This is a genomic window from Desulfonatronospira thiodismutans ASO3-1, from assembly GCF_000174435.1.
GTDB classification, from domain to species: domain Bacteria; phylum Desulfobacterota; class Desulfovibrionia; order Desulfovibrionales; family Desulfonatronovibrionaceae; genus Desulfonatronospira; species Desulfonatronospira thiodismutans.
This window is the reverse complement of record NZ_ACJN02000001.1, coordinates 1,162,468-1,187,036: the sequence shown is the minus strand read 5'-3', so window position 1 is coordinate 1,187,036 and position 24,569 is coordinate 1,162,468. Positions and strand designations below refer to the sequence as shown.

General features: G+C 46.9%; 24 protein-coding genes and 1 pseudogene. 10 read left to right on the top strand and 15 right to left on the bottom strand.

Annotated elements, in window-relative coordinates; genetic code table 11:
- Positions 1-260: 260 nt before the first annotated feature.
- The 7 genes and pseudogenes from DTHIO_RS05520 to DTHIO_RS05495 all read right to left on the bottom strand — a co-directional run bounded on the left by DTHIO_RS05520 (position 261) and on the right by DTHIO_RS05495 (position 5,791).
- Positions 261-605, bottom strand: coding sequence for a prepilin-type N-terminal cleavage/methylation domain-containing protein (locus tag DTHIO_RS05520; protein WP_040417583.1), 345 nt, complete (start codon positions 603-605; stop codon positions 261-263).
- Positions 606-1,039: 434 nt separating this feature from the next.
- On the bottom strand, positions 1,040-1,456 hold the full coding sequence (locus DTHIO_RS22630) for a prepilin-type N-terminal cleavage/methylation domain-containing protein (protein WP_008869367.1): 417 nt from the start codon (positions 1,454-1,456) through the stop codon (positions 1,040-1,042).
- A 440-nt stretch (positions 1,457-1,896) separates the two neighbouring features.
- Positions 1,897-4,002 carry a hypothetical protein gene (locus DTHIO_RS05510; protein ID WP_008869366.1) on the bottom strand — a complete coding sequence of 702 codons (2,106 nt, stop codon included), beginning with the start codon at positions 4,000-4,002 and terminating at the stop codon, positions 1,897-1,899.
- Positions 4,003-4,009: 7 nt separating this feature from the next.
- A complete protein-coding gene (locus DTHIO_RS05505; RefSeq protein ID WP_040417577.1) occupies positions 4,010-4,786 on the bottom strand; it encodes a hypothetical protein in 777 nt (258 codons plus the stop codon).
- 84 nt (positions 4,787-4,870) lie between these two features.
- Positions 4,871-4,966 (bottom strand): annotated as a pseudogene (locus DTHIO_RS22910) (PulJ/GspJ family protein); the annotation flags it as partial.
- A complete protein-coding gene (locus DTHIO_RS05500; RefSeq protein ID WP_008869364.1) occupies positions 4,932-5,309 on the bottom strand; it encodes a type IV pilus modification PilV family protein in 378 nt (125 codons plus the stop codon). The gene DTHIO_RS05500 and the pseudogene DTHIO_RS22910, both read right to left, overlap by 35 nt.
- Entirely contained in the window at positions 5,306-5,791 is a 486-nt protein-coding gene (locus tag DTHIO_RS05495) for a pilus assembly FimT family protein (RefSeq protein ID WP_008869363.1), read from the bottom strand. Before DTHIO_RS05495 ends, DTHIO_RS05500 begins: the two co-directional genes overlap by 4 nt.
- A gap of 234 nt (positions 5,792-6,025) precedes the next feature.
- Here DTHIO_RS05495 and DTHIO_RS05490 point away from each other — a divergent pair, with 234 nt between their 5' ends.
- Positions 6,026-6,241 (top strand): hypothetical protein, encoded by a 216-nt coding sequence (locus DTHIO_RS05490; protein WP_008869362.1) that lies wholly within the window; start codon positions 6,026-6,028, stop codon positions 6,239-6,241.
- Positions 6,242-7,043: 802 nt separating this feature from the next.
- Here the strand turns inward: DTHIO_RS05490 and DTHIO_RS05485 are convergent.
- Together DTHIO_RS05485 and DTHIO_RS05480 are read right to left on the bottom strand one after the other, a co-directional pair.
- The gene (locus DTHIO_RS05485; RefSeq protein ID WP_008869360.1) at positions 7,044-7,436 is read right to left on the bottom strand and encodes a type II toxin-antitoxin system VapC family toxin; all 393 of its coding nucleotides are present in this window, start codon (positions 7,434-7,436) and stop codon (positions 7,044-7,046) included.
- Positions 7,433-7,675 carry an antitoxin gene (locus DTHIO_RS05480; RefSeq protein ID WP_008869359.1) on the bottom strand — a complete coding sequence of 81 codons (243 nt, stop codon included), beginning with the start codon at positions 7,673-7,675 and terminating at the stop codon, positions 7,433-7,435. Before DTHIO_RS05480 ends, DTHIO_RS05485 begins: the two co-directional genes overlap by 4 nt.
- A 677-nt stretch (positions 7,676-8,352) precedes the next feature.
- Between DTHIO_RS05480 and DTHIO_RS05475 the strand changes: the two genes are divergently transcribed.
- Positions 8,353-8,568 (top strand): hypothetical protein, encoded by a 216-nt coding sequence (locus DTHIO_RS05475; protein ID WP_008869358.1) that lies wholly within the window; start codon positions 8,353-8,355, stop codon positions 8,566-8,568.
- Between the two features lie 657 nt (positions 8,569-9,225).
- Here DTHIO_RS05475 and DTHIO_RS05470 read toward each other — a convergent pair.
- From DTHIO_RS05470 to DTHIO_RS05455, 4 genes are all read right to left on the bottom strand, one after another.
- Entirely contained in the window at positions 9,226-9,903 is a 678-nt protein-coding gene (locus DTHIO_RS05470) for a cyclase family protein (protein ID WP_008869357.1), read from the bottom strand.
- A 30-nt stretch (positions 9,904-9,933) separates the two neighbouring features.
- The gene (gene mntA, locus DTHIO_RS05465; RefSeq protein ID WP_040417573.1) at positions 9,934-10,332 is read right to left on the bottom strand and encodes a type VII toxin-antitoxin system MntA family adenylyltransferase antitoxin; all 399 of its coding nucleotides are present in this window, start codon (positions 10,330-10,332) and stop codon (positions 9,934-9,936) included.
- 38 nt (positions 10,333-10,370) lie between these two features.
- On the bottom strand, positions 10,371-10,625 hold the full coding sequence (locus DTHIO_RS05460) for a hypothetical protein (protein WP_008869355.1): 255 nt from the start codon (positions 10,623-10,625) through the stop codon (positions 10,371-10,373).
- A 584-nt stretch (positions 10,626-11,209) separates the two neighbouring features.
- On the bottom strand, positions 11,210-11,593 hold the full coding sequence (locus tag DTHIO_RS05455; RefSeq protein WP_008869354.1) for a GxxExxY protein: 384 nt from the start codon (positions 11,591-11,593) through the stop codon (positions 11,210-11,212).
- 888 nt (positions 11,594-12,481) lie between these two features.
- On the opposite strand from DTHIO_RS05455, the gene DTHIO_RS05450 reads away from it, so the two are divergent.
- From DTHIO_RS05450 to DTHIO_RS05420, 7 genes are all read left to right on the top strand, one after another.
- Positions 12,482-12,928, top strand: coding sequence for a GspH/FimT family pseudopilin (locus DTHIO_RS05450; protein ID WP_161598638.1), 447 nt, complete (start codon positions 12,482-12,484; stop codon positions 12,926-12,928).
- 4 nt (positions 12,929-12,932) lie between these two features.
- The gene (locus tag DTHIO_RS05445; RefSeq protein ID WP_144311455.1) at positions 12,933-13,829 is read left to right on the top strand and encodes a PilW family protein; all 897 of its coding nucleotides are present in this window, start codon (positions 12,933-12,935) and stop codon (positions 13,827-13,829) included.
- Positions 13,830-13,899: 70 nt separating this feature from the next.
- Positions 13,900-14,331: a nucleotidyltransferase domain-containing protein gene (locus DTHIO_RS19550; protein WP_008869351.1), complete on the top strand. Its 432-nt coding sequence runs from the start codon at positions 13,900-13,902 to the stop codon at positions 14,329-14,331.
- Positions 14,332-14,426: 95 nt separating this feature from the next.
- Positions 14,427-14,741 (top strand): hypothetical protein, encoded by a 315-nt coding sequence (locus tag DTHIO_RS05435; RefSeq protein WP_008869350.1) that lies wholly within the window; start codon positions 14,427-14,429, stop codon positions 14,739-14,741.
- On the top strand, positions 14,729-15,370 hold the full coding sequence (locus tag DTHIO_RS05430) for a nucleotidyl transferase AbiEii/AbiGii toxin family protein (protein WP_008869349.1): 642 nt from the start codon (positions 14,729-14,731) through the stop codon (positions 15,368-15,370). Before DTHIO_RS05435 ends, DTHIO_RS05430 begins: the two co-directional genes overlap by 13 nt.
- 79 nt (positions 15,371-15,449) lie before the next feature.
- Positions 15,450-15,893: a type IV pilus modification PilV family protein gene (locus tag DTHIO_RS05425; RefSeq protein ID WP_008869348.1), complete on the top strand. Its 444-nt coding sequence runs from the start codon at positions 15,450-15,452 to the stop codon at positions 15,891-15,893.
- Positions 15,894-15,937: 44 nt separating this feature from the next.
- A complete protein-coding gene (locus tag DTHIO_RS05420) occupies positions 15,938-17,245 on the top strand; it encodes a PilX N-terminal domain-containing pilus assembly protein (RefSeq protein ID WP_008869347.1) in 1,308 nt (435 codons plus the stop codon).
- A gap of 237 nt (positions 17,246-17,482) precedes the next feature.
- Here the strand turns inward: DTHIO_RS05420 and DTHIO_RS05415 are convergent, their stop codons facing one another.
- Positions 17,483-18,055: a hypothetical protein gene (locus DTHIO_RS05415; RefSeq protein WP_008869346.1), complete on the bottom strand. Its 573-nt coding sequence runs from the start codon at positions 18,053-18,055 to the stop codon at positions 17,483-17,485.
- 713 nt (positions 18,056-18,768) lie between these two features.
- Entirely contained in the window at positions 18,769-19,434 is a 666-nt protein-coding gene (locus DTHIO_RS19545) for a hypothetical protein (protein ID WP_008869345.1), read from the bottom strand.
- Between the two features lie 793 nt (positions 19,435-20,227).
- Here DTHIO_RS19545 and DTHIO_RS05405 point away from each other — a divergent pair.
- Positions 20,228-24,391 (top strand): DEAD/DEAH box helicase, encoded by a 4,164-nt coding sequence (locus DTHIO_RS05405; protein ID WP_008869344.1) that lies wholly within the window; start codon positions 20,228-20,230, stop codon positions 24,389-24,391.
- Positions 24,392-24,569 lie beyond the last annotated feature (178 nt).

Below are 24,569 nucleotides of genomic sequence, written 5' to 3'. Positions count from 1 at the left end.
TCCTCCACGCCAAGCCAGCGCAATATCAACAGACCCTCCTCCTGGACCTTGAGTCATGGAGGAGGTGTCTCAACTTGTGCTGTGATAACCGAAAATTGACCAGCCCCTGAACTGGCCCTCCAAGCAAAGCCTACGCCAGCTGCCGTGAAATTTTTTCTGCTTACGCACGTCTGCCGAAAGCACACGGTTTTTTTGGAAGATAAGAATGGAGGCAAGAACTGCAGGGGGTTGCCGGTGGCAAACTCAAAGTGAGATGATTCCTATTCAAGGGTGTGGATTCTTCTGCCGTCAAACTCAAAGAAGTACCCGGCCACTTCAAAATCCGGGCTGGGTGATAGCATTCCGGCTTCATCTGCAAAGGGGTTTTTATCGTAATTCGCATTAGCCCCTATATGACATGGTGAGGGAGCATCACCGTTATGAATGTCCACAGCTGTTTCTGAAAGGCAGATGCGCAGGTCGTGTATGATTGTTGCTTTTCTAGTAGAATCACGGTAACTTGCATACCAGGGAATGGCGATAGCTGTTAGAAGGCCTATAATGGTAATTATTAAGAGAATTTCAATGAGTGTGAAGGCATTTTGGTTGTGATTTGGCGAATACATGGGACTTTCATGCATGTTGCGTTGTTACTTGTACGGTCGATGTCATTGATATTGAGGTAGAAAAATATTCAAATCTCGCTTTTTTTATTCTTCAATATTTTTTTGTATGGTTTTGTTTAGGTCAATTTACCTGTCAATATTTAAGTGCAAGCCCCCACCTACTTATAATGTGGCTGGGAGCTTGCTATAGTATTACTTTTTTAATGTTTTCTTAAAATTGTAAAACCAAGATTTTGCAAGTATATTTTTCTGGGGCTTGTATCTGTTTAGCGCTTTTAAGGAAAGCAGGGGACAGGCACTCCGGGACCCACTTGAGCATCATTTTGTGCTTAAAATATCTCATTTTTTGGGACAAGTGGGTCCCGGAAGAGCCAGTCCCCATGCCACATGCAAAGCGCTAAACAGATACTGGGGCTTGTTAATCATCATTACTATCAATCTGCATAAACACAATCCCGCAGGCTCCTACCATCGAAATCGCATTCCACATCATTTTCAATGTCATCATGTGCACCTGTATCAACAGTCAATGTGCCATCATCGCCGCCAATTTCTTCGAGATTTTCTAAACCACCAGTGTCATCTCTAAATGGATTTTCAACTGTGGTGTCATCGCCATCAATGTAACAATGCTCTTCGAGATCTTCGCCCACAGCGTCCGCCGCAACGCTTTCGCTGAGACACGCTCTCAGGTCAGACGTGATAACTCCTAGCTTTGCTCTGTCTTGATAAGCAGAGAATTGAGGAATAGCAATAGCCGCTAGTATCCCGATGATGGCCACCACGATTAAAAGTTCGATGAGGGTGAAACCCTGTTCCCTGGACCGTTCTGCTGGTTTTGGTAAATTCATTTTGAATACCTCCGTTTTTGATTAAATGATTGGTTTTGAATTTAAGTTCGTAATTCAGATTTTCAGCATTTCAGGTTGCTACCCTGACTATACTGGCGTAACCTGTACGCTTTGTTAGCCTTAATTATCAGATATCTCCTCATTTAGAACAATCTTCAAAAATTGTCACTAATTTTTTGCCCCCTGATAACCATATTTTAATATAGGTTTATGCAAGTAAGGGGCCAACTTTTAGGGTGCTGGTTTATGGGGTTATCCATCCTTGGGAGCATTAAGTTTTCAGTTGATTGCTAATAAAAAATAATGAAACTGAGAGTCGCATGGGTGCTTTTGACTGTCTGCTTGGTGTAATCGGTGTAAATATAATTACAAGAGTGTAATTTTTATTACAAGGCGGCTTCATTGCCGTGTTCCCCTTATGAGCGAGCTGAAAATTGCTCTTATCTGTCGAAATCCCTGATGAATCGTTCCTGCTTCAGGTAAACAAACCTGGGAGTCAGGGGAGGCAGGTTTTCCATGTAGTTGAAGCGCTCGTCGTAAGTCCATGGCCTTGCCGGCGGGTTGTAGCTTGCATCGCCCCAGTCGCCGCTTGCATGCCTGGATTCATTTAGACTTACAAATGAGCCCTGGTAGTAAAATCTGGTTGTGCCCCAGTTTTCATGAAAACGGGGAAAGTTTTCCAGGCCCCCGGAATATGCTGCGTTAAGCTCTTGAGTGCTGTCGGTCCCTGCCAGAAAAGCTGCGTTTACCCGGGTTTCAGCATTTGTGACAGGTCCATCGCCACCTGTTGTGCTGTCACTGTCATTGTCCCATCCTTGCGAAAGGATATTAATCGTGTCGCCAATGATTGCTGCTGGACGCCAGTTTTCGTATTCCAGTCCTTCTTCCGGCAGAACGCTTCCTTCAGCCTGATTAGGATCCCTGGAGGCTGAGTGATCGCTTGGGTCATTCAGGTTGTAATGCCCCTGAATATAAAATGGGATGTCGCTTACCAGGGTCAGTCCCTGTATTTTTGGAGCTTCGCCGGGTGTAAGTCCCATTTCTTCCAGGGTGTCATCACATGCTCCCAAGTGAGCGCCATTTCTTATCCTTACTCCGTATTCTCCCTTGTCCTGTCCTGGATCATAGTCTTTAATTACAGTAAAATAGATGACCAGTCCTCCATCTCCGGAAGTATCTATGTTTAGTTCATTGAAATTATAATGCGGGCTGTCTGATAGCAGGTTTCTTATTGTTATATCCCCAGTACAATCGCCATGTTTTTCAGAACTTTCATGTATTCGGGACAAGAGAAAGGGGAGATCAACCTCCAGCATGGTTATATTTCCTCCTTCCCTGCTGTCGTGGAAACTGTCGGAAGCTTCGACCGGGTAGCGGCTTATCATAAGCTCTTCGCCTTTTATTTCATCAAGAAAATCATCATCATATGCAACCGAAAACAGATCTGGATCATTGCGGGGAGCGTCATCCTGGTCTTCTACTTCTTCGAGATCGCAGTCTACACTGTCAATGCATAAAGGCATGTTTAATGTCTGAGTCATTTGATTTTCAATGGAGTCTTTATTTTTTCTTTCCGGAACTACAATAGCAGGATCATTGACATCCGTCATATCCAGAGCCACAATCAGGTCTGCCTTTTGCCAGTATTCCCCGCCTGGCTCAAAATCATGAGCCTCCGGCACTGTCAGGGCGTCCAGCTCGGTTTCTATAAGCCCGTTCCAGTCGTCCAGCACTTCCTGTTCAATCATTCCCCCTCCAGGGATGGTTTCAAAGTTCCCGGTACCGTCATTAACGTGAACTGTATCTTCGAATTGCGTACTTGTATTATCTTTGCGCTGGATATGGAATCGTCCGCCGCCTTCTGAATGCTGGTCTTCAGGGTTGAATGAAGCAGTGATCTGGCCATCGATATTGAGATTGGCTCCGTCTGCTCCTGTATAAATATCACCGTTGGCGTGTATGGGTCCGAACAGTTCCATGTCTTCTCCGGGAAGGAGTTCCAGGTCCTTGTCATAAAACGCAGCAAACTGAAAAAGAGGCACCAGCCTGCTGCGAAAGACCATTTCCAGAATGGCTTCGGGCCGGTCATCTTTTTTTGGAGCAGCTTCAGAGAGAACAGTATAACGATATTCCACTGCATTAAGGCCGGCAAAAAGCTCTCCCTGGGGAATTCTAATGACATTGTCATTCTGATTGTCTTCATCCTCAACGACATAGGTGATAATATCTCGATCATTATAAGAATATGTTTTGCATTCAAAGTCGCCAGATCCCTGGTTATTATTCTGACAGGGGTTGTTTTCGTCCGGGCTGGTGCCCGAGGGTCTTTGAAAGCCGATAAAAAGCTGCCTGATTTCTTCACCCCTAATGTTGAGACCTGCCTCTGCAGAGTAGAATCCAGTGACGCTTCCAAGGGAAGACTGGACGGACCTGGTTTCAATGTTGGTGGTAAAAAAGTATGCACTGAGCAAAACCATTATGGTCGCCAACAGGGAGATCACAGTCATCATGACAAAGCCCCCCTGGGAGCTTTTATGCCTGTTCATATCGTCCTCACATTTCGGACATGACGTTTCTGGGGAAAAACCTTGAACTTATGGTTCGCTGGACTGTTTCATCCTGTACACTGGATTTGGATTCGAGAGTCACTTTTATAGCTTTCAGGTTGCGCCAGTGAGAGGTGGTAGATATTTCGTCAACGGTGCTGCCATCGATCATTACGGCCTGAACCCTGAAATCAAATATTTCGCCTGCAATATTTTTAACTTCCTCGTCATTTCCATTGATGACAAGCTCAAGTATATTGTTTTCGGTATTTAGTCTGTAACGTCTTTCTTCCAAGACATAAAGCTTTGGCAACTTTTCTGATGCGCCGCTGTTTCCTACATCATTTCCATAACTGTTTTTCCACTTGCCAGCTTTTCTATGCACTTGAATATCAGAACTATCATCATGGTCATATATGAAAAATTCACCAATCTTAATAATTGGATCATAGATATAAATACGCACATCGCCTCCCTGATTATCGCGGTATTCTCTCCAGATTTCCAGTTCATGCGGCACTTCTCCCGGATGTCCCTGACATTCAGGATAATTATTCCAAGGAGGATTGTTGCCAACCTGGCGGACATTTATATTATGTTCAGCGTTGTCGGCATTGAGAGTATCACAAACAGGCAGTGTGTAATCTAACAGGTTACGCCGAAGAATCAGTTCATCCGGATCGCCGTTTTCACCTTTTACAATTTCTATAGGCATAATATTCGGTCCACCCCTTTGCTCCAGCCTTTCCCCGGCGATACGGACGTCGGTTCCCACCATTTCCATAGCGCTTCTAAGGTTCTGGAAAACTGCTGTCCTGGACTGATCAACTTTTACCAGGCGCTGGTTGCTCAAAAGCAAAGGCAGGACAAGAGCTATGACAATACTGGAAATAGCCAGTGCTACCAGTAGCTCTATCAGGGTGAGACCCTTAGTCGAGCTGGGTGTATATGGTGGTGACTTCATAGATCAGCCTGTCTCCGCTGGAAATTTTTGTATGAATTTTTCTGGCTCCGCTTATAGTGGTGCCCTCATCAGGTTTATACTGTGAATGGGTGACTTCCATTGTGAATTCTCTTCCGCCCATGGATTTCGTCTCCGTGTGGCCTGAAGCCTCCCACATGGAAAAATCCAGGCGTCGCATTTTTTCCATTTGTTCCTGGGCCATGGCTGCTGCCGATGACTTCAGTTCGCTTCTGGTGTTCAGCTGGGAATAATGCGAATATGCAGGCAAAATGCCGGCAACAATAATCCCCAGGACAGCTACTGCCATAAGGGCTTCAATTATGGTAAAACCGCTCTGCTTCATTTAATCACCACTGCGCCGCCCAGATAGACTTCCAGGGCTTTGGAGTTGTTTTTAGCATCCACGATTTCTAGTTCAATGTTTTCTGTGCTGAACCCCCTGCTGTTGAAGCACAGCAGGACCTCTTCATTTGTAAAGTCTTTACTATTAAAAACAACTCCTTCCCGAAGTTCGAGATCCAGCTTGGCATCCCTCTGCCAGCCCTCCTCGTCTTTGCAGAATATAGCATGCTCAACAATGAGGTGATTGTCTGTATTGAAAATCACCCGATATGCAGAAGTACTGCTTATGGCCTTTACCCGGGTCTGCTTGAAGAAGCCTGCTGTCTCCTGGGTGGCGTTCTCCAGGTCATTGCCAAAGGGACGCAGGTTCATGCCCATAATGGAAATGATTATTCCAAGTATGGCCAGGATAACAAGCAGTTCAATCAGTGTAAGGCCCTGGCAGGAACTTTTACTTTCAGGAAAATAATTGTAAGATGGCATTAGGCCCTCAAGGGTCTGTCTAAAAAAGGCACGCCCTAAAAATTTGTGAAAGGTTAGGTTCTGCTGATGCAAGATGTGCAAATATAGTGCCATATATTATGTCTTGTAATTGCAAGGTGTTGCCAGCTTGAGAAGTGTTTTTGATTACAATAATGTAATTGGATGTAATCGTGATTACCTATAGATTTTTTAAAGTTCAAATTTAAAATTTTTTTCAACTCTTGGAGATCAGTTATGCAAAACATTGATACTATTCTGGACCAGGCAATGGCTCTGCCTTATGAAACCAGGCTTGATTTAATCAGGATCATCAAGAAAAGGACAATGGAAGAGGAGCGTATCAGGATAGCTGAGGAATGTCGAAATGTTGAACAGGAATATGCCGTGGGCAGTATAAAGAGTGGATCAGTCCAAGATCTGATGTACTACCTGGAAAATGATGATGACTAACGCGGGCTACGCCCGCAACCCAGTTATCTGTTATCTGTTGTTTGTTAAGATAAAGACGTGCATATATCCCAATTGGGACAGTCCCCGCAACAACACTGGCTCGGGAAGCCTGCAAGCTTCCCGTGCCAGAGAAGATTTTTTTGGCACCCCAGTTGAATGCCCTGCGGGCTAGCTCTTTGAGCTATTCAATCACGCCATAGGCGTGACAGGCTGGCAACTTCGTTGCACACCCCGGTGAAACCCGCTACGCGGAGACAAAAGTCTGTTTCACGGGGCGAGCGGGCGGCTTTGCCGCTCACGGTTGGGGAGTAACGTCTGTCATGACCAGCCAAGCAGGCAACCCCTTTCAGGTCTCTTTATTCTTCAAAACCGTGTGTGCAAAGCACCCGTGTGAAGCCTGAAGGCTTCCCGTGCCAGAGAAGATTTTTTTTTGGCACGGGCAACTTCGTTGCACACGGGCGGCTTTGCCGCTCACTGTTGAAGAGTGGTGCCTGTCCTACAGGGCGTCATGCCTGGCAGGCTGTTTGGTCTCTTTATTCTTCAAAACCGTGTGTGCAAAGCACCCGTTTGACCGGATGATTATTGCCAGTGCTTTTTTTTATGCAATGCCTGTCGTAACTCAGGATCCAGTATTTAAAGAATATGGAGTAAGCATAATAGGTTGAGAAAAAAGACTTGTAGTTTCAGATAGTTATATCCTGAATGCATCTGCACAGCTGGAACTAAGAAAAATGCAATAAATTTGAGGTGTTACACCGGAAATTTTGACTTTCCAAGAAAACAGTGTGCTTGCTTTATATTTTCAAACCGTCCAGCCCTCAATTTTGAGTTCTTCAATCCTTTGGAACTCTCGAATATTGTTTGAAAGCAGGGTCAAGTTCCGGGATACTGCTTGACCAGCTATAAGTATATCATATGGCCCGATAAGAAGCCCATTCTTAGCCAACTGAGCTCTTAAGCTGCCAGCCCAGCGAGCATCATTCAAAGTGAAGTTAACAACTTCAAATTGCAGTTTGGCGACACGTTCCAGATTTTCTGACTGCCGCTGACTTTTATAAGCACCATACAATAATTCATGGACCACAATCGAAGATATTCCAAAATCCCGGACATGATGGGAGCGTAGGCGATCCACAAACAACTTGTTACCTTTGAACAAGGCGATAATGGTATTTGTATCCAGCAAATACTTCATTCAAAAAAATCCAGTTCAGCTCTGCTCTGGACAGCAGGTTGTTCAGCTACGGCCTGTTCGAAATCCGTGTCTAACGGTCCAATTACCTCATCAAGCCAGTCCCAGTTCTCGGGTAAAGGTTCAATGATAAGGGTGTTTTTGTAACGTCGGATTTTAACCCGGTCAGCATCAATCTGATATTCTTGAGGCAATTCAATAGCCTGTGAATGTTCGGTCTGGATTACCCTGGTTGTTTCCATAATCAATCACCTCCTTTTATGATGTGACTGCAAAAAGTCACTTTTGCAGTCAGAGATGTCAGATATCAGACGTCAGATGTCAGTAAAAACAAATAGTTATGCAGATTGTTTATTTCTGAATTATTCATTTTATCGGATTTTAGTAACCATTCAGTGGTCCTCGGTGACGATTACTGTCCCCAGGCCGATTGAGGCATCCCCTGAATGGTTACGACTTTTACAGGTGCATCTTTATATATAGTAATTCATTTTGATTTCCGATTCAAGTAGGCTTTTTGATCCATATCCACAGTGGAGGAATAGATGTCTGGTATTCATATTATTACTGCCAGTGCAGGTAGCGGCAAGACCTGATGAAGAGAAAATCATTTTTGTCCTGGCTCCCAGTTTAATGCCCTTCGGGCTTGCTCTGCGAGCAATTCACCCAGTTAAACAGACCTCTGGTCTACGGCATAGCCGTGTTTAACCGGGTAAAACGGGACAGGCGGAAGCCAGGCCAAAAGGTAATCCTGTCAATTGTTAATCCTGTTAATCCTGTCTATTGCTCATGATCGTCTCCATCAGCACATTGACATAACCGCTAAGCACATTTTATATTTTTGTAACATACTATTTGGATTTGAATTATCCACAGAGGGGTTTTGATCACTATCTTTCTCAACTTTTGGAGATAAGTCATGCAAAATATTGATACCATTCTGGACCAGGCAATGGCTCTGCCTTATGAAACCAGGCTTGATTTAATCAGGATCATCCAGAAAAGGACAATGGAAGAGGAGCGTATCAGGATCGCTGAGGAATGTCGAACTGTTGAGCAGGAATATGCCACGGGCAGCATAAAGAGTGGATCAGTCCAAGATCTAATGCACTATCTGGAAAATGATGATGACTAACGCGGGCTACGCCCGCAACCCAGTTATCTGTTATCTGTTATTTGTTAAGATAAAGACGTGCATTTATCCCAATTGGGACAGTCCCCGCAACAACACTGGCACGGGAAGCCTGCAAGCTTCCCGTGCCAGAGAAGATTTTTTTTGGCACGGGCAACTTCGTTGCACATCCCAGTGAAACCAGCTACGCTGAAACTACGTTTGTTTCATCACGCCAGGGGCGTGACAGGCGGGCGGCTTTGCCGCTCACGGTTGAAGAGTGGTGGCTGGCCTGCAGAGTGTCTTGCCTGACGGTGTGCTTGGGTTCTTTATGCTTTAAAGCTGTGTGTGCGGAGCACCTGTGTGAAGCCTGATGGCTTCCCGTGCCGGAGAAGATTATTTTGGCACGGGCAACTTCGTTGCACATCCCAGTGAAACCAGCTACGCTGAAACTACGTTTGTTTCATCACGCCAGGGGCGTGACAGGCGAGCGGCTTTGCCGCTCACTGTTGGGGAGTACGCCTCAAGTCTATTCAGGGTGGCGATTGCTGGCACCCCCTGAATGGTTACGTGTAAATTTGCGTTGATTCGTGGACAGGTTCTTTTATCTTTAATCTTTGAATTGGCTCCGTCACAATGCAGCTGTTATTTGATTGTGATCTTTAAGGCCGGGCAAGGAAATTACTGCCTTTTTACTTTCGCCAGGACTGTACATGGTGCGCCGTCTGCCCCGGTGACGCGCAGGGGGGCGATGATCGCCTGCTTAATCTCTGTGTGGCCGTCAATCTGCTCCAGGTGCATATCCTCTAAGGGCAGTATGGGGTGGTTGTTGTCCAGAAGAAAAGCCCTGTGGGCTTCTCGTCCCAGGTCCCGGTGGGCATAGGAAGACAGGGAGATGCTGTCAAATCCGAACACTCGCAGTGCAGGCAGCCTTTCCCGCAGATAATCCGCCAGGTCGGGGTGGAAGCCCGGGTTGTCCTGCGAGTAAATGTCCTGCCCTCTTAACCCGCCGAATCCTGTTTTGATAAGCAACAGGTCTGTGTCTGCTGGAGCCTGTGATATGTCTAAGTGGTCAGGGGTAATGATCAGCTCTGGTTCAGCCGGGGATATGTCTGCAATGAAGACCTGAAAAAAGATGAAAAATTCAGGGTCGTAATCATCAATATCCTTACCCCTGGTTGAGAAATGCCTGGGGAAATCAATATGAGTGCCTATGTGATTGGACATGGACCAGCTCTTGGTGTCGCAGGAATCTCCATGGTCCATCTGCTTGACTTTTTTCTCGGCAAAGCCGTGTCCACCACCGTAAGCCGGGGCTTGGGGATTCAGAGGGTATGATAAAAATATCCAGTTATTCATAAGGCCTTCTTAAAATAAATGATGTCCAGGTCAGGCATATATTCTTCCCTGCAGGAGCCTGTCTTCCGCTTCTTTTCTTTTCCTTTTGAGGTCGTCGTATTCCTTGACTGTCCTGACCACAAATTCGCTGTATGCCGCACTGCTGAATTTTTTGAGCAGTATACCGTTCTTCAGGACCTGCATCCTGATTATGGGAGAGGAGTCGTTCAGGATCACGAGGTCAACCTCTCTGCCTACTGCTGCGGCAAGTTCGGCTTTGATTTTCAGGATCTGGAAATACTCCGGCGTGCAGCTGAACAACAGGGCCACGTCCACATCGCTTTCACTGGTCAACCTGTTGACTGCGGCGGAGCCGAAGACGAATATTAGAAGGATGTCTTCGCTGCTTGCATCAAAAAATTGCTTGGTGGCTGTAATCAGGTTGTTCATTATTCCTCTCGTATTAACCTGCTTGAAATGGTGAGACCTCATCTTACAGGCAGCCAGATGTTCTCTGTCTGATATGAGCGTGTTTGATTACGGTCTATACCCAGCACCATGCACCAGTAGTTTACCGCTTTTCGACTGAGATTGCGATTGTTTATCAGGGTTTGCCTGAACCTGTCCATGCCATATTTTTTTTGAATGTAGTCAATATAATCAAAACCACCAAAATTGATAGCTCGCTGGATTTCCAGTTCAGGAGTCGGGTCATGGCAATCCCAGAACAGTTCGTCTCTCATGTTATATATCCTCTAAGGCGGGCTTTGCCTGCAACCCAATAAAGAAAAGAACTTTTTTGACAGGATTTACAGGATTAAGAGTCTGATAAGAGTAAACATTTTTGTCCTGGCCCCGGTTGAATGCCCTGCGGGCTAGCTCTTCGAGCTATTCAACAGGACAAGCCGGAAGCCAGGCCAAAAGGTTATCACTCCAGCACTCACTTTTTTCCGGCACTCATGAATGTCGGAAGAAAGTGAGTGCTGGATGGTAAATTCAGTCAGCGGCATCAGGCTGGTGGCTGATTATCCTATCCATCCTGTTAATCCTGAACCCAATAAAGAAAAGAGTTTTTTGACAGGATTTACAGGATTAAGAGTCTGATAAGAGTAAACATTTTTGTCCTGGCCCCGGTTGAATGCCCTGCGGGCTAGCTCTTCGAGCTATTCAACAGGACAAGCCGGAAGCCAGGCCAAAAGGTAATCACTCCAGCACTCACTTTTTTCCGGCACTCATGAATCTCGGAAGAAAGTGAGTGCTGGATGGTAAATTCAGTCAGCGGCATCAGGCCGGTGGCTGATTATCCTATCCATCCTGTTAATCCTGTCTAACCCTCTTCAATTTCTTTTTTTCTGTATTTCCTCTTCACATCAACATTTCTGGGGCCAAAATTGAGCAGTAAACCGACATCAAGCTTTATCCCGTTCAAGTAATTTACAAGCTGTAATTCATGGCCTATGGCGAACTGCTGAACTGATTTCAATTCAACTATGACTTCATCCTCCACCAAGATGTCCGCTGAAAAGTCACCGACAATATGCTCATCATAATGAACTTTCAGGGGCTTTTCTTCTTCAGCTTTCAGCCCCATTCTGGCCAGTTCAATCATCATCGCCCGCCTGTATACGCTCTCGAGGAAACCAAAGCCAAGCTTGTTATGTACATTGTATGCGCAGGCAATGATTTTTCTGGTTAGATCCTCGTGTTTCATGATAAAAGCCAAAGATTTTTTTGACCCCAGTGTATTGGAAGCATATACACGGGGCAGGCAGGATTTACAGGATTAACAGTCTGATAAGAGTAAATATTTTTGTCCTAGCCCCGGTTGAATGCCCCTGGTTAAACAAAAGAAGGTTTCACCGGGTAAACTTTGGGCTAGCTCTTCGAGCTATTCAGTTCTTATTTCAATGCCAGAGGTGCTGATTTCGTGAACCAATGGGATTGTCGAGTTCAAAATTTTCCGGTCTGAATGGGCTTGGTAACCATTCAAGGGGTGCCAGCAATCGCCACCGGGAATAGGCCTGAGGCGTACTCCCCAGCCGTGAGCGGCAGAGCCGCCCGCTCGCCCCGTGAAACACCCAGCACTCACTTTAATAATTTCGGTTTCATCACAAGCAAACAAATGGAAAAGTGAGTGCTGGGTCCGCGTAGCGGGTTTCACCGGGGTGTGCAACGAAGTTGCCCGTGCCAAAAAAATCTTATTAGGCACGGGAAGCCTTCAGGCTTCGCACGGGTGCTCCGCACACACGGTTTTGAAGAATAAATATCCCCAGCAAGGCATTACCCGACTGGCAGACAGGTAAATCGGCATATCTCCGCCCTGGAGGGTTGCTGATCATCGAATCAGGCCCTCTAAAACAGGGAAATCAACCAGGGTGCCTGTCCTCTAAAACTTACCCGAGAAGTAAAAATACTTCAAGCACCTTTCAGGTTCATGTTCAAGTCGGCGCAGGCACTCTCCGTATCAGCAACCATCATCTGTGCCCTTTTGCTTTCAAGGAGCAACTGGTCTTTTACTTGCATGAAAATTAACAAGGCGGTTTAAAATTACACCCAGGATCATATTGCCTTGCCAAAGCTAAACTGGTATCAAAAAATCATGAATTCGGACCAGAAAAAAACCTTACGCCAGGGGTCCGCAGGCCTCAGCCTGATAGAACTGCTGGTGGTCCTGGCCATCATAGCCATCCTCGCCGGCACTGCCTTGGTTTATATTAATACCGACGGCTACCGCCTCAGAGCAGAAGCCAACAACCTCAAATCCACCCTGCAGGAAGCGCGGATGGAGGCGGTGAAGAGGAATACCAGAGCTTATATTAATTTATATGTTGATATGTACACAATTAGTCTGCCTGATCAGTATGACAAGGTGTTAGCAAGCGTAAAGCTTCCCAATGAATTAGAATTAGAGTTTAATCGCAATCCTATATCATTCCAGCCCTTAGGTACATCTGGCAACTATGAAGTTGTGATAAAAAATAATAAACAACACTATAGTTTAAAAGTTCGTACCGCAGGACGTATTTTTATTGAAGGACCAATGTAAGATAATGAAAATAGATAAAAATATATTTAGATGGCATTCAAATGGATTGACTTTAATTGAGCTCTTAATTGTTTTAGTGGTTATGTCTCTAATTATGGGGGGGCTGGTTTCTACTTTTATTTCTCACAGCAGGATATCAGCTGCTGAAGCAGCCCGGATGGAAGTTCAGCAGAACATGAGGGTATCTGTAGATAGGCTGAAACATGTTTTACGCCATGCAGGATTTGGGTGTTATGCTTCATTTGCACAAGGTCTTGTCATGTCTGGCGATGATCCCGAAGGTGATACGATAAATATTTCAACTTTTATTGATGATGATACTAAGAGCAATCAATTTGAAAGTGATTCCGTAATTATAGTTTATGGATTTAAGGTTTTGGGAAAAGTGGCAGAAGTTTTGAATGATGATGAAATAAATCTTAATAAAAAACCAAGTCCATCAATAACCACACAAAATGACTTTAAGCAATATCTATCATTTTTTCCTGGTTTGGCAGGCAATAGTTTTTATGAAGTCTATAACGTCAGCGATAAAGATATAACATTTACCTCTGATCTACCTATTAGCGAAGAAGATCTGCAACATCATGATGTAGAAGTGTATATGGTATCTCCGGCTCGTATTTTTATAAAAGACAACAATCTCCAAGTTCAGATTTTTGCATACCAGAGGACAGCTGTTGACCGAGAACAGCATTGGATTGTAGCTGAAAACATAGAGGACATAAGCTTTCAGTACTATGAAAATGGTACATGGCATGATGATGACAGCACTATAGGTGACATGAACAACATACGCAAAATCAGATTTTCCTTGCAAGGGAGAAGCAAGGAGAAAGTGAACGGGGAATATGTTCGCATGGAAAGCCATGGCGAGGTGACCCTGCGTAATGTGTTTTAGATCTCGTCGGGGTTTGCTGGTGGAAAGCCCTCTATGGGGATTTATCTTTATTCCATGTTCCGGAGCATATATGGAAGAAATAACCTGCCCATATCGTAAAAATCTTGCATCCAGGGAAAGAGATGTCCTGCTGCGTGATCTGAGCACATACCTGGAGCCCAGGCCTGAGCTGGTCTTTGCCTATGTCTACGGTTCTTTTGTTTCCGGCATGCCTTTTCAGGACATTGACCTTGCTTTGTATGTGGATCTGGAACACCTTGGGAACGTTCGCAGTATTGAAGAAGAATATGCTGAAATTCTGAGCAATGTCTTCAGGCAGGTTTTTCACGTGGTTATCGTCAATCATGCTCCTGCTCCCTTTCTTTGTTCAGTATTCAGTGATGGTGTAAGGCTTTTTTGTAAGGATGATGAATTGTTGAGTTCTTGCATTGAACAGTGTTCACTGGATATGCTGGCCAATGAAGGAGTGTCCAGACAATCCCTGGAAGAGATTGTATCATGAGTTCCAGCATCAACGAGGAAAAGCTGAAGGTCCTGGGATATTCCCCAGGTGGATCGGCAAGATGAAACCGGTATCGATAATGGATAAAAAACCTCATGGACGATAAACTGCATTCAGCCACCCAGGTGGTACAGGAATGTTTCTGGGGTGATTATCTTGTTACCCCCCAGGATATACTTGAAAGGCTGGAGAAAAAGGATGCTGCATTCGGGCGTTTTCTGTTCTCAAAAATAATTGAGAACAGCAGGCATCCCTCAAAACACCTGAAGGTGCTTTTTCCCATGGAAGATCTGCTGCCAATGCTGGACAGGTATTTGTCCATGTCGGGCGGTAAAAAAAGGGTGCGTCTCGTGGCAGCCAATATCACCGGCGATCACAGTCTTGTCCCGGAGTTGCAATGGAAGAGATAGATTTCAAGCAGTTATATGAATTGCAGGATCAGGTTCTGGAAGCGGTTTTTTTAGTGGACACGACATTTTACCTTACAGGAGGAACCTGTCTGCACCGTTTTTATTTCTCGGAGCGCTACTCTGTAGATCTGGATTTTTTTACCAATGACACTGCATTATTTCGGGAAGATGTAAGGGATCTGCTAAACAGGCTGGATCAGAAAAGTATCCAGTATGAACCCGTCACTGATTTTCGCGACTTTGTCCGGATCATGGTGGAAAAAAAATTAAGAGTGGATCTGATCTGTGACAGGGTATACCGGTCCGGAAAGAATGTCCGTACAAAAAAAGGCCTGGTCCTGGATAATTTGCTCAACTTATGTGCTAACAAGGTCTGTGCCATTCTTGGACGTGATGAACCGAAGGATGTATTCGACCTGTATACAGTTTACAGGCATGATCCTCAAGACTGGGCCGTGGTCATGGAGGAAGCCGGAAAAAAGTGTGTTCTTGATCGGGAGACCCTGGCTTTTCGACTTGATTCCTTTCCAGTTGAGCTTGTGGAATCTTTGCATGTTCTGGACAAAAACATAATCAATGTTTTTAAGCAGGATTATCCGGTCATGCTCAGGGAGATGTCGGGAGTTTAAAGTATATAAGAGTTAAAGGCTACTGGCTGTCTGAGGAGATAATAAATCTGGCAACATTTATGGCAGGCGAACAATAGATATGCACAACATGCTACCATTACAAAAGGTTCCACAGGAGAGGCAGACCGGCTTTACCCTGGTGGAAGCACTCATTGCCATGCTCATTCTGGTGGTGGGTATTGTGGGCTGGATGGCGGCGCAGGATGCTTCGGTATCCAACCGCGGCCTCAGTAGGACCATGACTGTGGCCACGGAACTGGTCCAGTCCAAGATTGAGGAGTTGGCAGGGAATCCAGAAGCATATTGTAACAGTAGTTTATGCAGTGAAAATGAGGAGATAGCAATAGGTGGTTTAAAATATGAGATTGAATGGGACATGGAAAAAATTAATGAGTGTGGGAGCATCTTGGCAGATGCGAACCCTATGTGGGTGATAAAGGTAAAGGCCAGTTGGGAGTACCGAGGGAAAAAGACTAGAAATGTTAGACGCGTTGTAGGTGGCGAAAAAGAAGAAGGTTGCTAATAGCTTTTACATCAACGCTCATGTTGATTGCTTAAGGTGGGGCTATGTTTACAAATATATACCAAATGGAAGGTTCATTTGGTAACGCCCAGAAAGGAAGCGCCTTGATCATGGCACTTCTGATACTACTTGTCATGAGCATCGTGGTCATGGGCATGGCCACAGACTCAGATCTAGATCTGAAGATTTCTCGTAACCTGCAGTTGAAAAATGAGGCGTTTAATAATGCTGAAACGGGGATTGCTCTTGCTACTGAGGCTTTAAGACATACCGTATCTACTTGCTGGGAAGGTGATGGGGCTGATGAGGTGCCTGAAGACTTTTTTGATTTCTCACCTAAATATAGACTGACTGCCAATTCTAGCTTTGGTGATATATGTGATTTAAGTCAGGGAGATTCTGTGAACTTAAGATTATATTATACTGAAGATAATGATAAGGACGATCTTATATCTGTAGTCGACTTAAGTGTTTTTTATGATAATCCAAATTACAAAAAAGGAGTAAAACTTCTAGCTGTTAATATCAATGAAGAAAATAGAGCTGAAGCTATTATTAAAAGCACGATGATAGCACAAAAGGCTATACATAGTTCATTTAATGTTGGGATTGTTTCAGAAAGTGATATTACAATTAATGGAGCACTGGATGAAGACTTTAAAGGTAGCATGCATGCTAATGGAGAAGTGATTCAGACTGGTGGTGGAGGAGGAGGTAAAATCTTGGGGGATGTAACAATTGTTAAAGAAGAACATGGCATATACAATGAAGATGACGATTCATTTGAGAAAGTTGGAGCAGAAATAATAGGTAAAAAAAATTATGGAGAAGGATTTCGTAAACAAATTCGAAAAATTGAGGAAGATGACTTAATTTTTTGGAGAGAATATGCACAAGATCACGGTCAATACTATTCAGAAGATGTTACTCTTGATAATATTTCAAATGATGAGGAATTTATATTTGTTGATGGCGATTTAGTGATTTCTAGTCAAGCTGATATGCCACGTGATATAACTGTAATAGCGAGTGGTGATATTGATTTTAGAGGTAGTCCTAAGTGGGATGATGCTGAAGATGACTATGATACAGTAACAACTTCTGTCATTGCTGGAGGAGATATTACATTTGCTGGTAGTGGAGAAAAACATGCAATTTTCTGGTCTAATGGTAGCTTTACGCATAATGGAAGTGCAAAAATCAAAGGGTCGATAGTGGCTGCTGATAAGATTCAAAATCCAGATGTTGAACTCCATGGGACCTTTGAGTTTGAACATTCTGAAAACATCGATAATGCTTTTTTACCAAATCAGATTTGCATAGACCAAGTTAGTTGGACTGAATTAAGTTAAATTGTATACGACAATAGGTCTGCAAGTAGGATTCACTTGCAAAAAGTCGAGAAATCAATAATGTACATAAATCTTTGTTCTTACTGAATTTTGATGTCTGGTCACTAACGTCTGTGACTGCAAAAAATAATTTTTGTAGTCACATCAAGATGGATTAATTTGATAAATAATATTTGTAACTTTTTTCTTATTTTATCTGACTTCTTCGTTTGCAAAGCTGATTTTTGCAATCGTGTCTTAGTTTTCTTGGCTGATTATTTTATCCCACCAGTCAGGTTTTTCTCCTTTATAAGCCTCTATTACTTTTTGTTTTAATTGTTTTTTTTGGTCCATCAACTTTTGATGGCTGTTACGAGCTTCTTTTTTAAGGTTGGGACGGTTTTCACGCATTGCAGAATAATATTCTTGTGATTTTACTACAAGCCTACGATATATATCTCTCAACTCCTCCTGATACTGCTCCACCTTCCTTTCAAATTCTTCCGGATCCATATCGGTTTTAGCTTCATCTGCTTCTTCGATAAGATCAACATCAGTCGTTTCCAGATCCTCTCTTTGCTCTCCCCCTACAGCCTTTTCCATAGCCTCATCTGGCGGAAGTCGGTCCGACTCTCTAATGTCACGCACCAGATGAGCAGGATACCCCACCACCCCGTCATACTGGTAGAACATGACCCAGTCGTCCTCTTCCCAGTAATGGCGGGTAATGACACTTTTTCCGCTTTCAAGCTCGATACGGTAGCTGGCCTGGGACAAACCGGCCATGAATAAAATGACCGGAATGAATGTTAACCAGAGATATTTTTTCATAGTGCTGATCTTGTTGTTTTGAAGTTATTTTTAAGCATTTTAGGCATTTTCCGCGTCCCTGCGCGGGAAAAGAGGCTTCTGCGGGGCACCATCAGAAAAATGAAGGGATCGGTTACAACCACCCCCGGCCCCTCCTTGGCTAAGGAGGGGAGAGATAATGAAGGGATCGGTTACAACCACCCCCGGCCCCTCCTTGGCTAAGGCGGGGTGAGATAATGAAGGGATCGGTTATAACCACCCCCGGCCCCTCCTTGGCTAAGGAGGGTAGAGATAATGAAAGGATCGGTTACAACCACCCCCGGCCTTAAGAAGTATGGGAGTAAGGGCGTATGGTAGTCAAAACATCTTTACACCCACACATGGATACCCTCATACCCCATACTTTCTTCCATGGGAGGGGAATTGACACCGTGCACTTATCCAGCGGGTCAGGATGTCAGATAAAGTTACCAACATGTTGGTTTGAAATTTCGGCCAAGCGCCTATGCAAAGTCACATCTTCAGCAGAACTGCAGACACCGATTCCAAAATCCTTCTCCAGCCACCGAGCCTCAGCCCCCACCAGAGGCGGATGTGATTTTTTACCCATTTTGCGTCAAACCTTTTTGGAGTAAAAAACCACATTTAGGGCGGTAATTTTATTCATGGACAGGCCAGTCTCAATGCTCAAGCCTGCTGGTTTTATTGTGGCTTAGCAAAAAAAGGCCCTGGAGTTATTTTTCCAGGATAAGGCGTTTGGGCATACCTTCGCCGGGTACGAGGTCGCAAACTATTTTGCCCCTTAGAAAATCCGATGCCTTGATGGTGGTTTCAACGCCTTTCCTGTACTGCTCAAAGGTTGCGAGTACTCTGGCGCACTTTGGGTCATTTTTCTGCACATAATCCTCTTCAGGGCAAATGCTCAGGGTCTGTCCGTCAAATCCGGCATAAGCCTCAGTGCTGTAACGAAAGACGCCGTCGTCAGCCTCTTTTAGATCAAGTTTTAAAACCATGCCCTTGACCACATCCAGGGCCAGGGGCTCGATTTCTCTCCAGCTGCGTCCGATATAGGCCTGGGCCGGGGACAATACGCACTGCAGCCTTTCTCCGTAGCGGGCATCTTCTCTGCTGGCTTCCAGGTCTTTGAGCCATTTTTTTGCTTCGGCTTCTCTGGCCCTGGCCTCGGCAGCCCTGCGTTCTTCAGCGGCCCTGTCCAGCTTTGCCTGCTCCTGTCTGGCCTCAAGCTGCTCCTGCGGGGTCATGGCTTCCCACTGTTCTTCCGGTATGTCCAGGGGGTATCTGCTGGCGCAACCGGCCAGCAAAGCCACAGTCAGGATCAGGCCGAAAACGTACCTTGTCAGGCAGGCTCCTCTGACTTTTTCCCAAACCGTCCATATCATTTTATAGCCTGACCTCCGATAATAACTTACTTATTTAATTCGCTGTTGGGTTGCAAGATAATCAAAAAAAATTGTTCTTTCAATGCTTTTGAGGAGTGGAGGAGTGGTTGCAGGCTTGTTGCGCTGATAAATTGATATCAGGCTTTTTCCTCGATCCTGCGCGGAAAAAGAGGTCCCTGCGGGGCAACATCCGAATAATGAAGGGAGCTCATACAACCACCCCCGACCCCTCCTTGGCTAAGGAGGGGAGAGATAATGAAGGGAGCTCATACAACCACCCCCGGCCCCTCCTTGGCTAAGGAGGGGAGAGATAATGAAGGGAGCTCATACAACCACCCCCGACCCCTCCTTGGCTAAGGAGGGGAGAGATAATGAAGGGAGCTCATACAACCACCCCCGACCCCTCCTTGGCTAAGGAGGGGAGTTTACACCGTGCTCGTAATCCAGCTGGGCGGGGCGTCAGATAAAGTTACCTGCATGTTTGTTTGAAATTTGTGCTAAGCGCGTATGCTGGTGAGCTGGAGAGCAAGTTATTTGCGGGAATGTCCGGGGTCGGCTGCTTCCTTGAATATTGACCTGGCAATTTGGCATTTGATGCCGGAGAAGAATCAGGTTAAAATAGATCATGTTCAAGGAGATTCGATGTTAAGTAACCATTCAGGGTGCCCCAGATCCTGTGCCAGGAACTACAACTGAGTGCCCTTTAAATGGTTGCGATGTTAATAATGAGGGTGGACTGCAAGGCGTGCTGAATAGTAAAAAACCAGGCAACAATAAAAATGTGTATACAATTATGGACAAGTTACTTTCAAAGATTGAAGAATTAAGCCCTGTCGAGAGCAAAATCCTGCATATCTGCGCACTGGCTGCGCCGGTTTCCAGCTCTGATGCCATTCATTTTCTGCTGCAGCTGTCTCACGCTCTTTTGCCCGGGCATCTGAAAAAAGATCCCTTGGCGCTGCAGCCTTACCTGGTCAAACTGCAAAAAGGCGGTTTTCTGGATGCGGACCTGGAATTAAGTCCAGGCATCCGGGAGGTTGTGTCCAGGCAGGCCGCCAGAGAGCCGGATTTTAAAAAGATATCCAAGGCCATAAAGGATAAATGGCCCAGGTTTCATTCCAGCTTCTACTCACCAAAAGGTGTCCGCTACGACCTGGCTGCAAGGGATCTGCGCCTGGATGTCCTGTCCGGAGATACAGATGCATTCATGGCGGACTTGAGGTATTATTACCAGCACGTATTTTACGATGACACCACGCGGCCAAGCCCTTTGTTTTCCATATGCGCCAACCCTTTTGATCCCCTGTGGATGAAGACCCTGCCGGCAGTCATTCAGGACGCGATGTTAGAAGAACTGCTGTTCCTGTTTTCCGTCAGGGGCATCAATCCCGGCAGCGAGGTGGTGGATTACGCTTCTGAATATGTAACCCAAAAAATAGTTTCCTCCTTTTCAGCCCTGAAACAAAAATTCATTCTGTGCACTGTCAGTTTGATGTCCGCAGACCTGGCCCAGGCCCGGAAACAGATCTCCGGCCTGGGTTTTGAACGTCTGGAGTCCATGGGCAAGGGCTGGATATCTTTTTTAAAGGGGGAGGACGACCGGGCTACGGACCTTTTTGCCAAGGCCTTGAAGGATCTGCGCCAGGGATACAGATCCAAAAAGATTTTCTTTTCGGATAGTTCGGGGCAGGTTTACCTGCTGAGTCTGCTTAGAAAACAAAGCCCCAAAAGCCTGAAGCAACTTCGTACCCTGCTGGGCGACCTGGACAACCAGGTCAACCAGAATAGCCGCGATGTCTTAAAACCCGCCTTATACGGCCTGCAGGCCATTTTGCACTATATAGACATGAAAGAGGAAGCGGCCCTGGAAAAGCTGGGGAACATGCCTTCTCATCCCGACCTGATTACAGGGTTTACCTGCAACCTGGCCAGGTACTGGATTAAAAACAAACTGACCCCCACCCAGCAAAAAGAGGTCCGCTCCATTCTGGATCGGGCTATGGACTGCGGTTTTCACTGGATGAGCATAGAAGCAGGCAGCCTGCTCATGGCCACCCATCCCAAGGTGCTGGAGCAGAAGGAGCGCGATTATATACAGGACATTGTCAGACAGACCGGAATCAGGCCCATGTCGGACCTTGTGCAGCCTGTTGAAAAATGGAAAATGGCCCTGCAGGCCCTGCAAAAAGCAGCAGATGAGCAGGGTGACACGGGCAAAAAGCAGCGTCTGGTATGGCTTGTATCTATAGAACACGGTCAGCTGCAACGCCTTCAGCCCAAACTGCAGAATCAGACTGCCAAAGGGGCCTGGACCAAGGGGCGAAACGTGGCCCTGAAAGTCCTTTTTTATCAGTCAGGGGGCCTGGATTATCTGAGCAGTCATGACCAGAGGCTTATTACCTCGCTGAATAAATATTTTGATGGATACAGATCCAACTGGTTCGAGTTTAAACTGGACCAGGCCCTGCCCATGCTGGTGGGTCATCCCAGGGTGTTTCTGGAAAATGACCTGAATACGCCTGTGGAGTTTGTCCGGGGCGAACCGGAAATCAGCGTGGTCAAATCAGGCCAGGGCTATAAGCTTTCCATGACTCCGGATCTCAGGCAGCATGCCCAGGTGGCTGTACAGGAAACTCCTTACAGGTACCGGGTGGTGCAGGCCTCGGATGCCCACAGGCGTCTGGCCGGTGTCCTGGGGAGCAAAGGGGTCAAGGTGCCCGGCCAGGGTCGGGGCGAACTTTTAAAGACCATATCCGCCATTTCCGGGATGGTCACCATACATTCGGACCTGCCGGAGCAAACCGGGGATATTCCCGAAGTTGCCGGAGATGCTGTGCCCTGTTTCAGGATCTATCCGGCTGGTTCCGGGTTCAAGGCGGATATGGTGGTGCGGCCCTTCGGGGACGCCGGCCCCTTTGTCCGGCCGGGCCAGGGCAGGGCTGCTCTTATGGCCGAAGTCAGGAACAAGAGGATGCTGGCCAGGCGCGATCTGGAGCTGGAGGCTTCTAAGGCTGCCGCAGTGGAAGCCGCTTGTCCCAGCCTGGAGGAATTTGAGGGCCGGGATAATCTGTGGATTATAGAAGATCCGGCCGGATGCCTGGATCTTTTATCTGAGCTTAAAGATCTCCAGGAACAGGACATGGTGCGTGTACTCTGGCCTGAAGGCGAAAAGATGCGTATCGCCCGCAAGGTGAACCTGGACGACCTGGAGCTGGAGCTCACCAGCCGGCAGGAATGGTTTGAGGTGGACGGACAGATATCCGTGGATCAGGAGACTGTTTTAAAATTAAAAGACCTGCTCAAATCTTTTGAAGAGCAGGATGTGCGTTTTGTTTCCCTGGATGATAAAAGCTATGTGGCCCTGACGGGAAAGTTGCGCAGAAGACTTGGCGAAATGGGTCAACTGGCTGAAGTGGGCAAGGACGGCATAAGGCTTCCGGCGCACAGCATCCTGGCCCTGGAAGACCTGGACCGGGAGGCGGGGAGCTTCAAAGGGGACAAGGCCTGGTCCAGTCGCAAACAGGAAATACGCCAGGCCCTTTCAGCCAGTCCTGCGCCGCCCTCCACCCTCAGGGCGGATCTTCGGCCCTACCAGGAGGAAGGCTACCAGTGGCTTTCCAGGATGGCCAGTATGGGCCTGGGGGCCTGCCTGGCCGACGACATGGGCCTGGGCAAGACCTTGCAGGCCCTGGCTGTGATCCTGGAACGGGCTTCTAAGGGTCCCACCTTAGTGGTGGCACCCACCTCGGTCTGCCCCAACTGGCTTTCTGAGTCAGCCCGTTTTGCCCCGACTCTCAAGCCTCTGCTCTACTACGGCAAGGACCGCCAGGGGCAGCTGGCCCAGGCCGGACCCTTTGACCTGATTGTCTGCAGTTATGCCCTGCTCATGCAGGACGCACAGCACCTGAGCCGGGTGGACTGGCAAAGCGTGGTCCTGGACGAGGCCCAGGCCATCAAAAACTGGAGCGCCAAGCGTACCCAGGCGGCCATGAATCTCAGTGCCGGCTTCAGGATGGCCACCACCGGCACTCCCATTGAAAACAACCTGACCGAACTCTGGACCCTGTTCAGGTTTTTGAATCCAGGCCTGCTGGGGGCCAGGAAAAAGTTTAATGAAAAGTTTGTCCTGCCCATCCAGAAACAGGAAAACAGTGAGCGCAAAAAGACCCTCAAGAGGATCATTCAGCCTTTTATCCTCAGGCGGGTGAAGTCGCAGGTGCTGGAAGAACTGCCATCGCGCACCGAGGTGACCCTGAAGGTCAGCCTGAGCCCGGAGGAAACGGCCATGTACGAGGCCATGCGTATGCAGGCCCTGGAAAACCTGGAGCAGGTAAGCGAGCAGGGCGGAGCCAGGAACCTGCGGATTTTGACCGAGCTGACCCGGCTCAGGCAGTTTTGCTGCCATCCCCGGATGGTGGTTCCTGAAAGCCGGGTGCCCGGCTCCAAACTGGACCTGTTGCAGGAGATAATTACAGAGCTTCTGGCCAACAAGCATAAGGCCCTGGTGTTCAGCCAGTTCGTCAAGCACCTGGCCCTGGTACGTGAGCGCCTGGAGGCCATGGGCATCGAGTACCGCTACCTGGACGGCAGCACGCCGGGCCATGTCCGGGAGCAGGAGATCCAGGCCTTCCAGGAGGGCCGGGGGGACCTGTTTCTCATAAGCCTCAAGGCAGGCGGGCTCGGCCTGAACCTCACGGCTGCAGACTACGTCATCCATCTTGATCCCTGGTGGAATCCAGCGGTGGAGGATCAGGCCACGGACCGCAGTCACCGCATAGGACAGGAAAACCCGGTGACCGTGTACCGGCTGGTGGCCGAAAACACCATAGAGGAAAAGATTGTCCGGCTTCACGCTGAAAAACGCGACCTGGCCGACAGCCTGCTGGAGGGAACCGACAGCGGCAGCAGGGTCTCGGCGGAAGAACTGATGCAGCTTCTGCGGGATCCTGCGTGCTGAGGAGTCAGGAGTCAGAAGTCAGAGGTCAGAGGTCAGGGGTCAGGGGTCAGGAGTCAGGAGTCAGGAGTCAGAAGTCAGAAGTCAGGGGGCAGGAGGCAGGAGTCAGAGGTCAGGGGTCAGGAGGCAGAAGTCAGAGGTCAGGTCTGGGGACGTGGTTAAAAGAAGGGACAACTCTTTC

Excerpts from the sequence above, each read along its gene's own strand:
- DTHIO_RS05520 (WP_040417583.1), bottom strand. The coding sequence starts at position 605 with ATGTATTCGCCAAATCACAACCAAAATGCCTTCACACTCATTGAAATT.
- DTHIO_RS22630 (WP_008869367.1), bottom strand. The coding sequence starts at position 1,456 with ATGAATTTACCAAAACCAGCAGAACGGTCCAGGGAACAGGGTTTCACC.
- DTHIO_RS05510 (WP_008869366.1), bottom strand. The coding sequence starts at position 4,002 with ATGAACAGGCATAAAAGCTCCCAGGGGGGCTTTGTCATGATGACTGTG.
- DTHIO_RS05505 (WP_040417577.1), bottom strand. The coding sequence starts at position 4,786 with ATGGAAATGGTGGGAACCGACGTCCGTATCGCCGGGGAAAGGCTGGAG.
- DTHIO_RS05500 (WP_008869364.1), bottom strand. The coding sequence starts at position 5,309 with ATGAAGCAGAGCGGTTTTACCATAATTGAAGCCCTTATGGCAGTAGCT.
- DTHIO_RS05495 (WP_008869363.1), bottom strand. The coding sequence starts at position 5,791 with ATGCCATCTTACAATTATTTTCCTGAAAGTAAAAGTTCCTGCCAGGGC.
- DTHIO_RS05490 (WP_008869362.1), top strand. The coding sequence starts at position 6,026 with ATGCAAAACATTGATACTATTCTGGACCAGGCAATGGCTCTGCCTTAT.
- DTHIO_RS05485 (WP_008869360.1), bottom strand. The coding sequence starts at position 7,436 with ATGAAGTATTTGCTGGATACAAATACCATTATCGCCTTGTTCAAAGGT.
- DTHIO_RS05480 (WP_008869359.1), bottom strand. The coding sequence starts at position 7,675 with ATGGAAACAACCAGGGTAATCCAGACCGAACATTCACAGGCTATTGAA.
- DTHIO_RS05475 (WP_008869358.1), top strand. The coding sequence starts at position 8,353 with ATGCAAAATATTGATACCATTCTGGACCAGGCAATGGCTCTGCCTTAT.
- DTHIO_RS05470 (WP_008869357.1), bottom strand. The coding sequence starts at position 9,903 with ATGAATAACTGGATATTTTTATCATACCCTCTGAATCCCCAAGCCCCG.
- mntA (WP_040417573.1), bottom strand. The coding sequence starts at position 10,332 with ATGAACAACCTGATTACAGCCACCAAGCAATTTTTTGATGCAAGCAGC.
- DTHIO_RS05460 (WP_008869355.1), bottom strand. The coding sequence starts at position 10,625 with ATGAGAGACGAACTGTTCTGGGATTGCCATGACCCGACTCCTGAACTG.
- DTHIO_RS05455 (WP_008869354.1), bottom strand. The coding sequence starts at position 11,593 with ATGAAACACGAGGATCTAACCAGAAAAATCATTGCCTGCGCATACAAT.
- DTHIO_RS05450 (WP_161598638.1), top strand. The coding sequence starts at position 12,482 with ATGAATTCGGACCAGAAAAAAACCTTACGCCAGGGGTCCGCAGGCCTC.
- DTHIO_RS05445 (WP_144311455.1), top strand. The coding sequence starts at position 12,933 with ATGAAAATAGATAAAAATATATTTAGATGGCATTCAAATGGATTGACT.
- DTHIO_RS19550 (WP_008869351.1), top strand. The coding sequence starts at position 13,900 with ATGGAAGAAATAACCTGCCCATATCGTAAAAATCTTGCATCCAGGGAA.
- DTHIO_RS05435 (WP_008869350.1), top strand. The coding sequence starts at position 14,427 with ATGGACGATAAACTGCATTCAGCCACCCAGGTGGTACAGGAATGTTTC.
- DTHIO_RS05430 (WP_008869349.1), top strand. The coding sequence starts at position 14,729 with ATGGAAGAGATAGATTTCAAGCAGTTATATGAATTGCAGGATCAGGTT.
- DTHIO_RS05425 (WP_008869348.1), top strand. The coding sequence starts at position 15,450 with ATGCACAACATGCTACCATTACAAAAGGTTCCACAGGAGAGGCAGACC.
- DTHIO_RS05420 (WP_008869347.1), top strand. The coding sequence starts at position 15,938 with ATGTTTACAAATATATACCAAATGGAAGGTTCATTTGGTAACGCCCAG.
- DTHIO_RS05415 (WP_008869346.1), bottom strand. The coding sequence starts at position 18,055 with ATGAAAAAATATCTCTGGTTAACATTCATTCCGGTCATTTTATTCATG.
- DTHIO_RS19545 (WP_008869345.1), bottom strand. The coding sequence starts at position 19,434 with ATGATATGGACGGTTTGGGAAAAAGTCAGAGGAGCCTGCCTGACAAGG.
- DTHIO_RS05405 (WP_008869344.1), top strand. The coding sequence starts at position 20,228 with ATGGACAAGTTACTTTCAAAGATTGAAGAATTAAGCCCTGTCGAGAGC.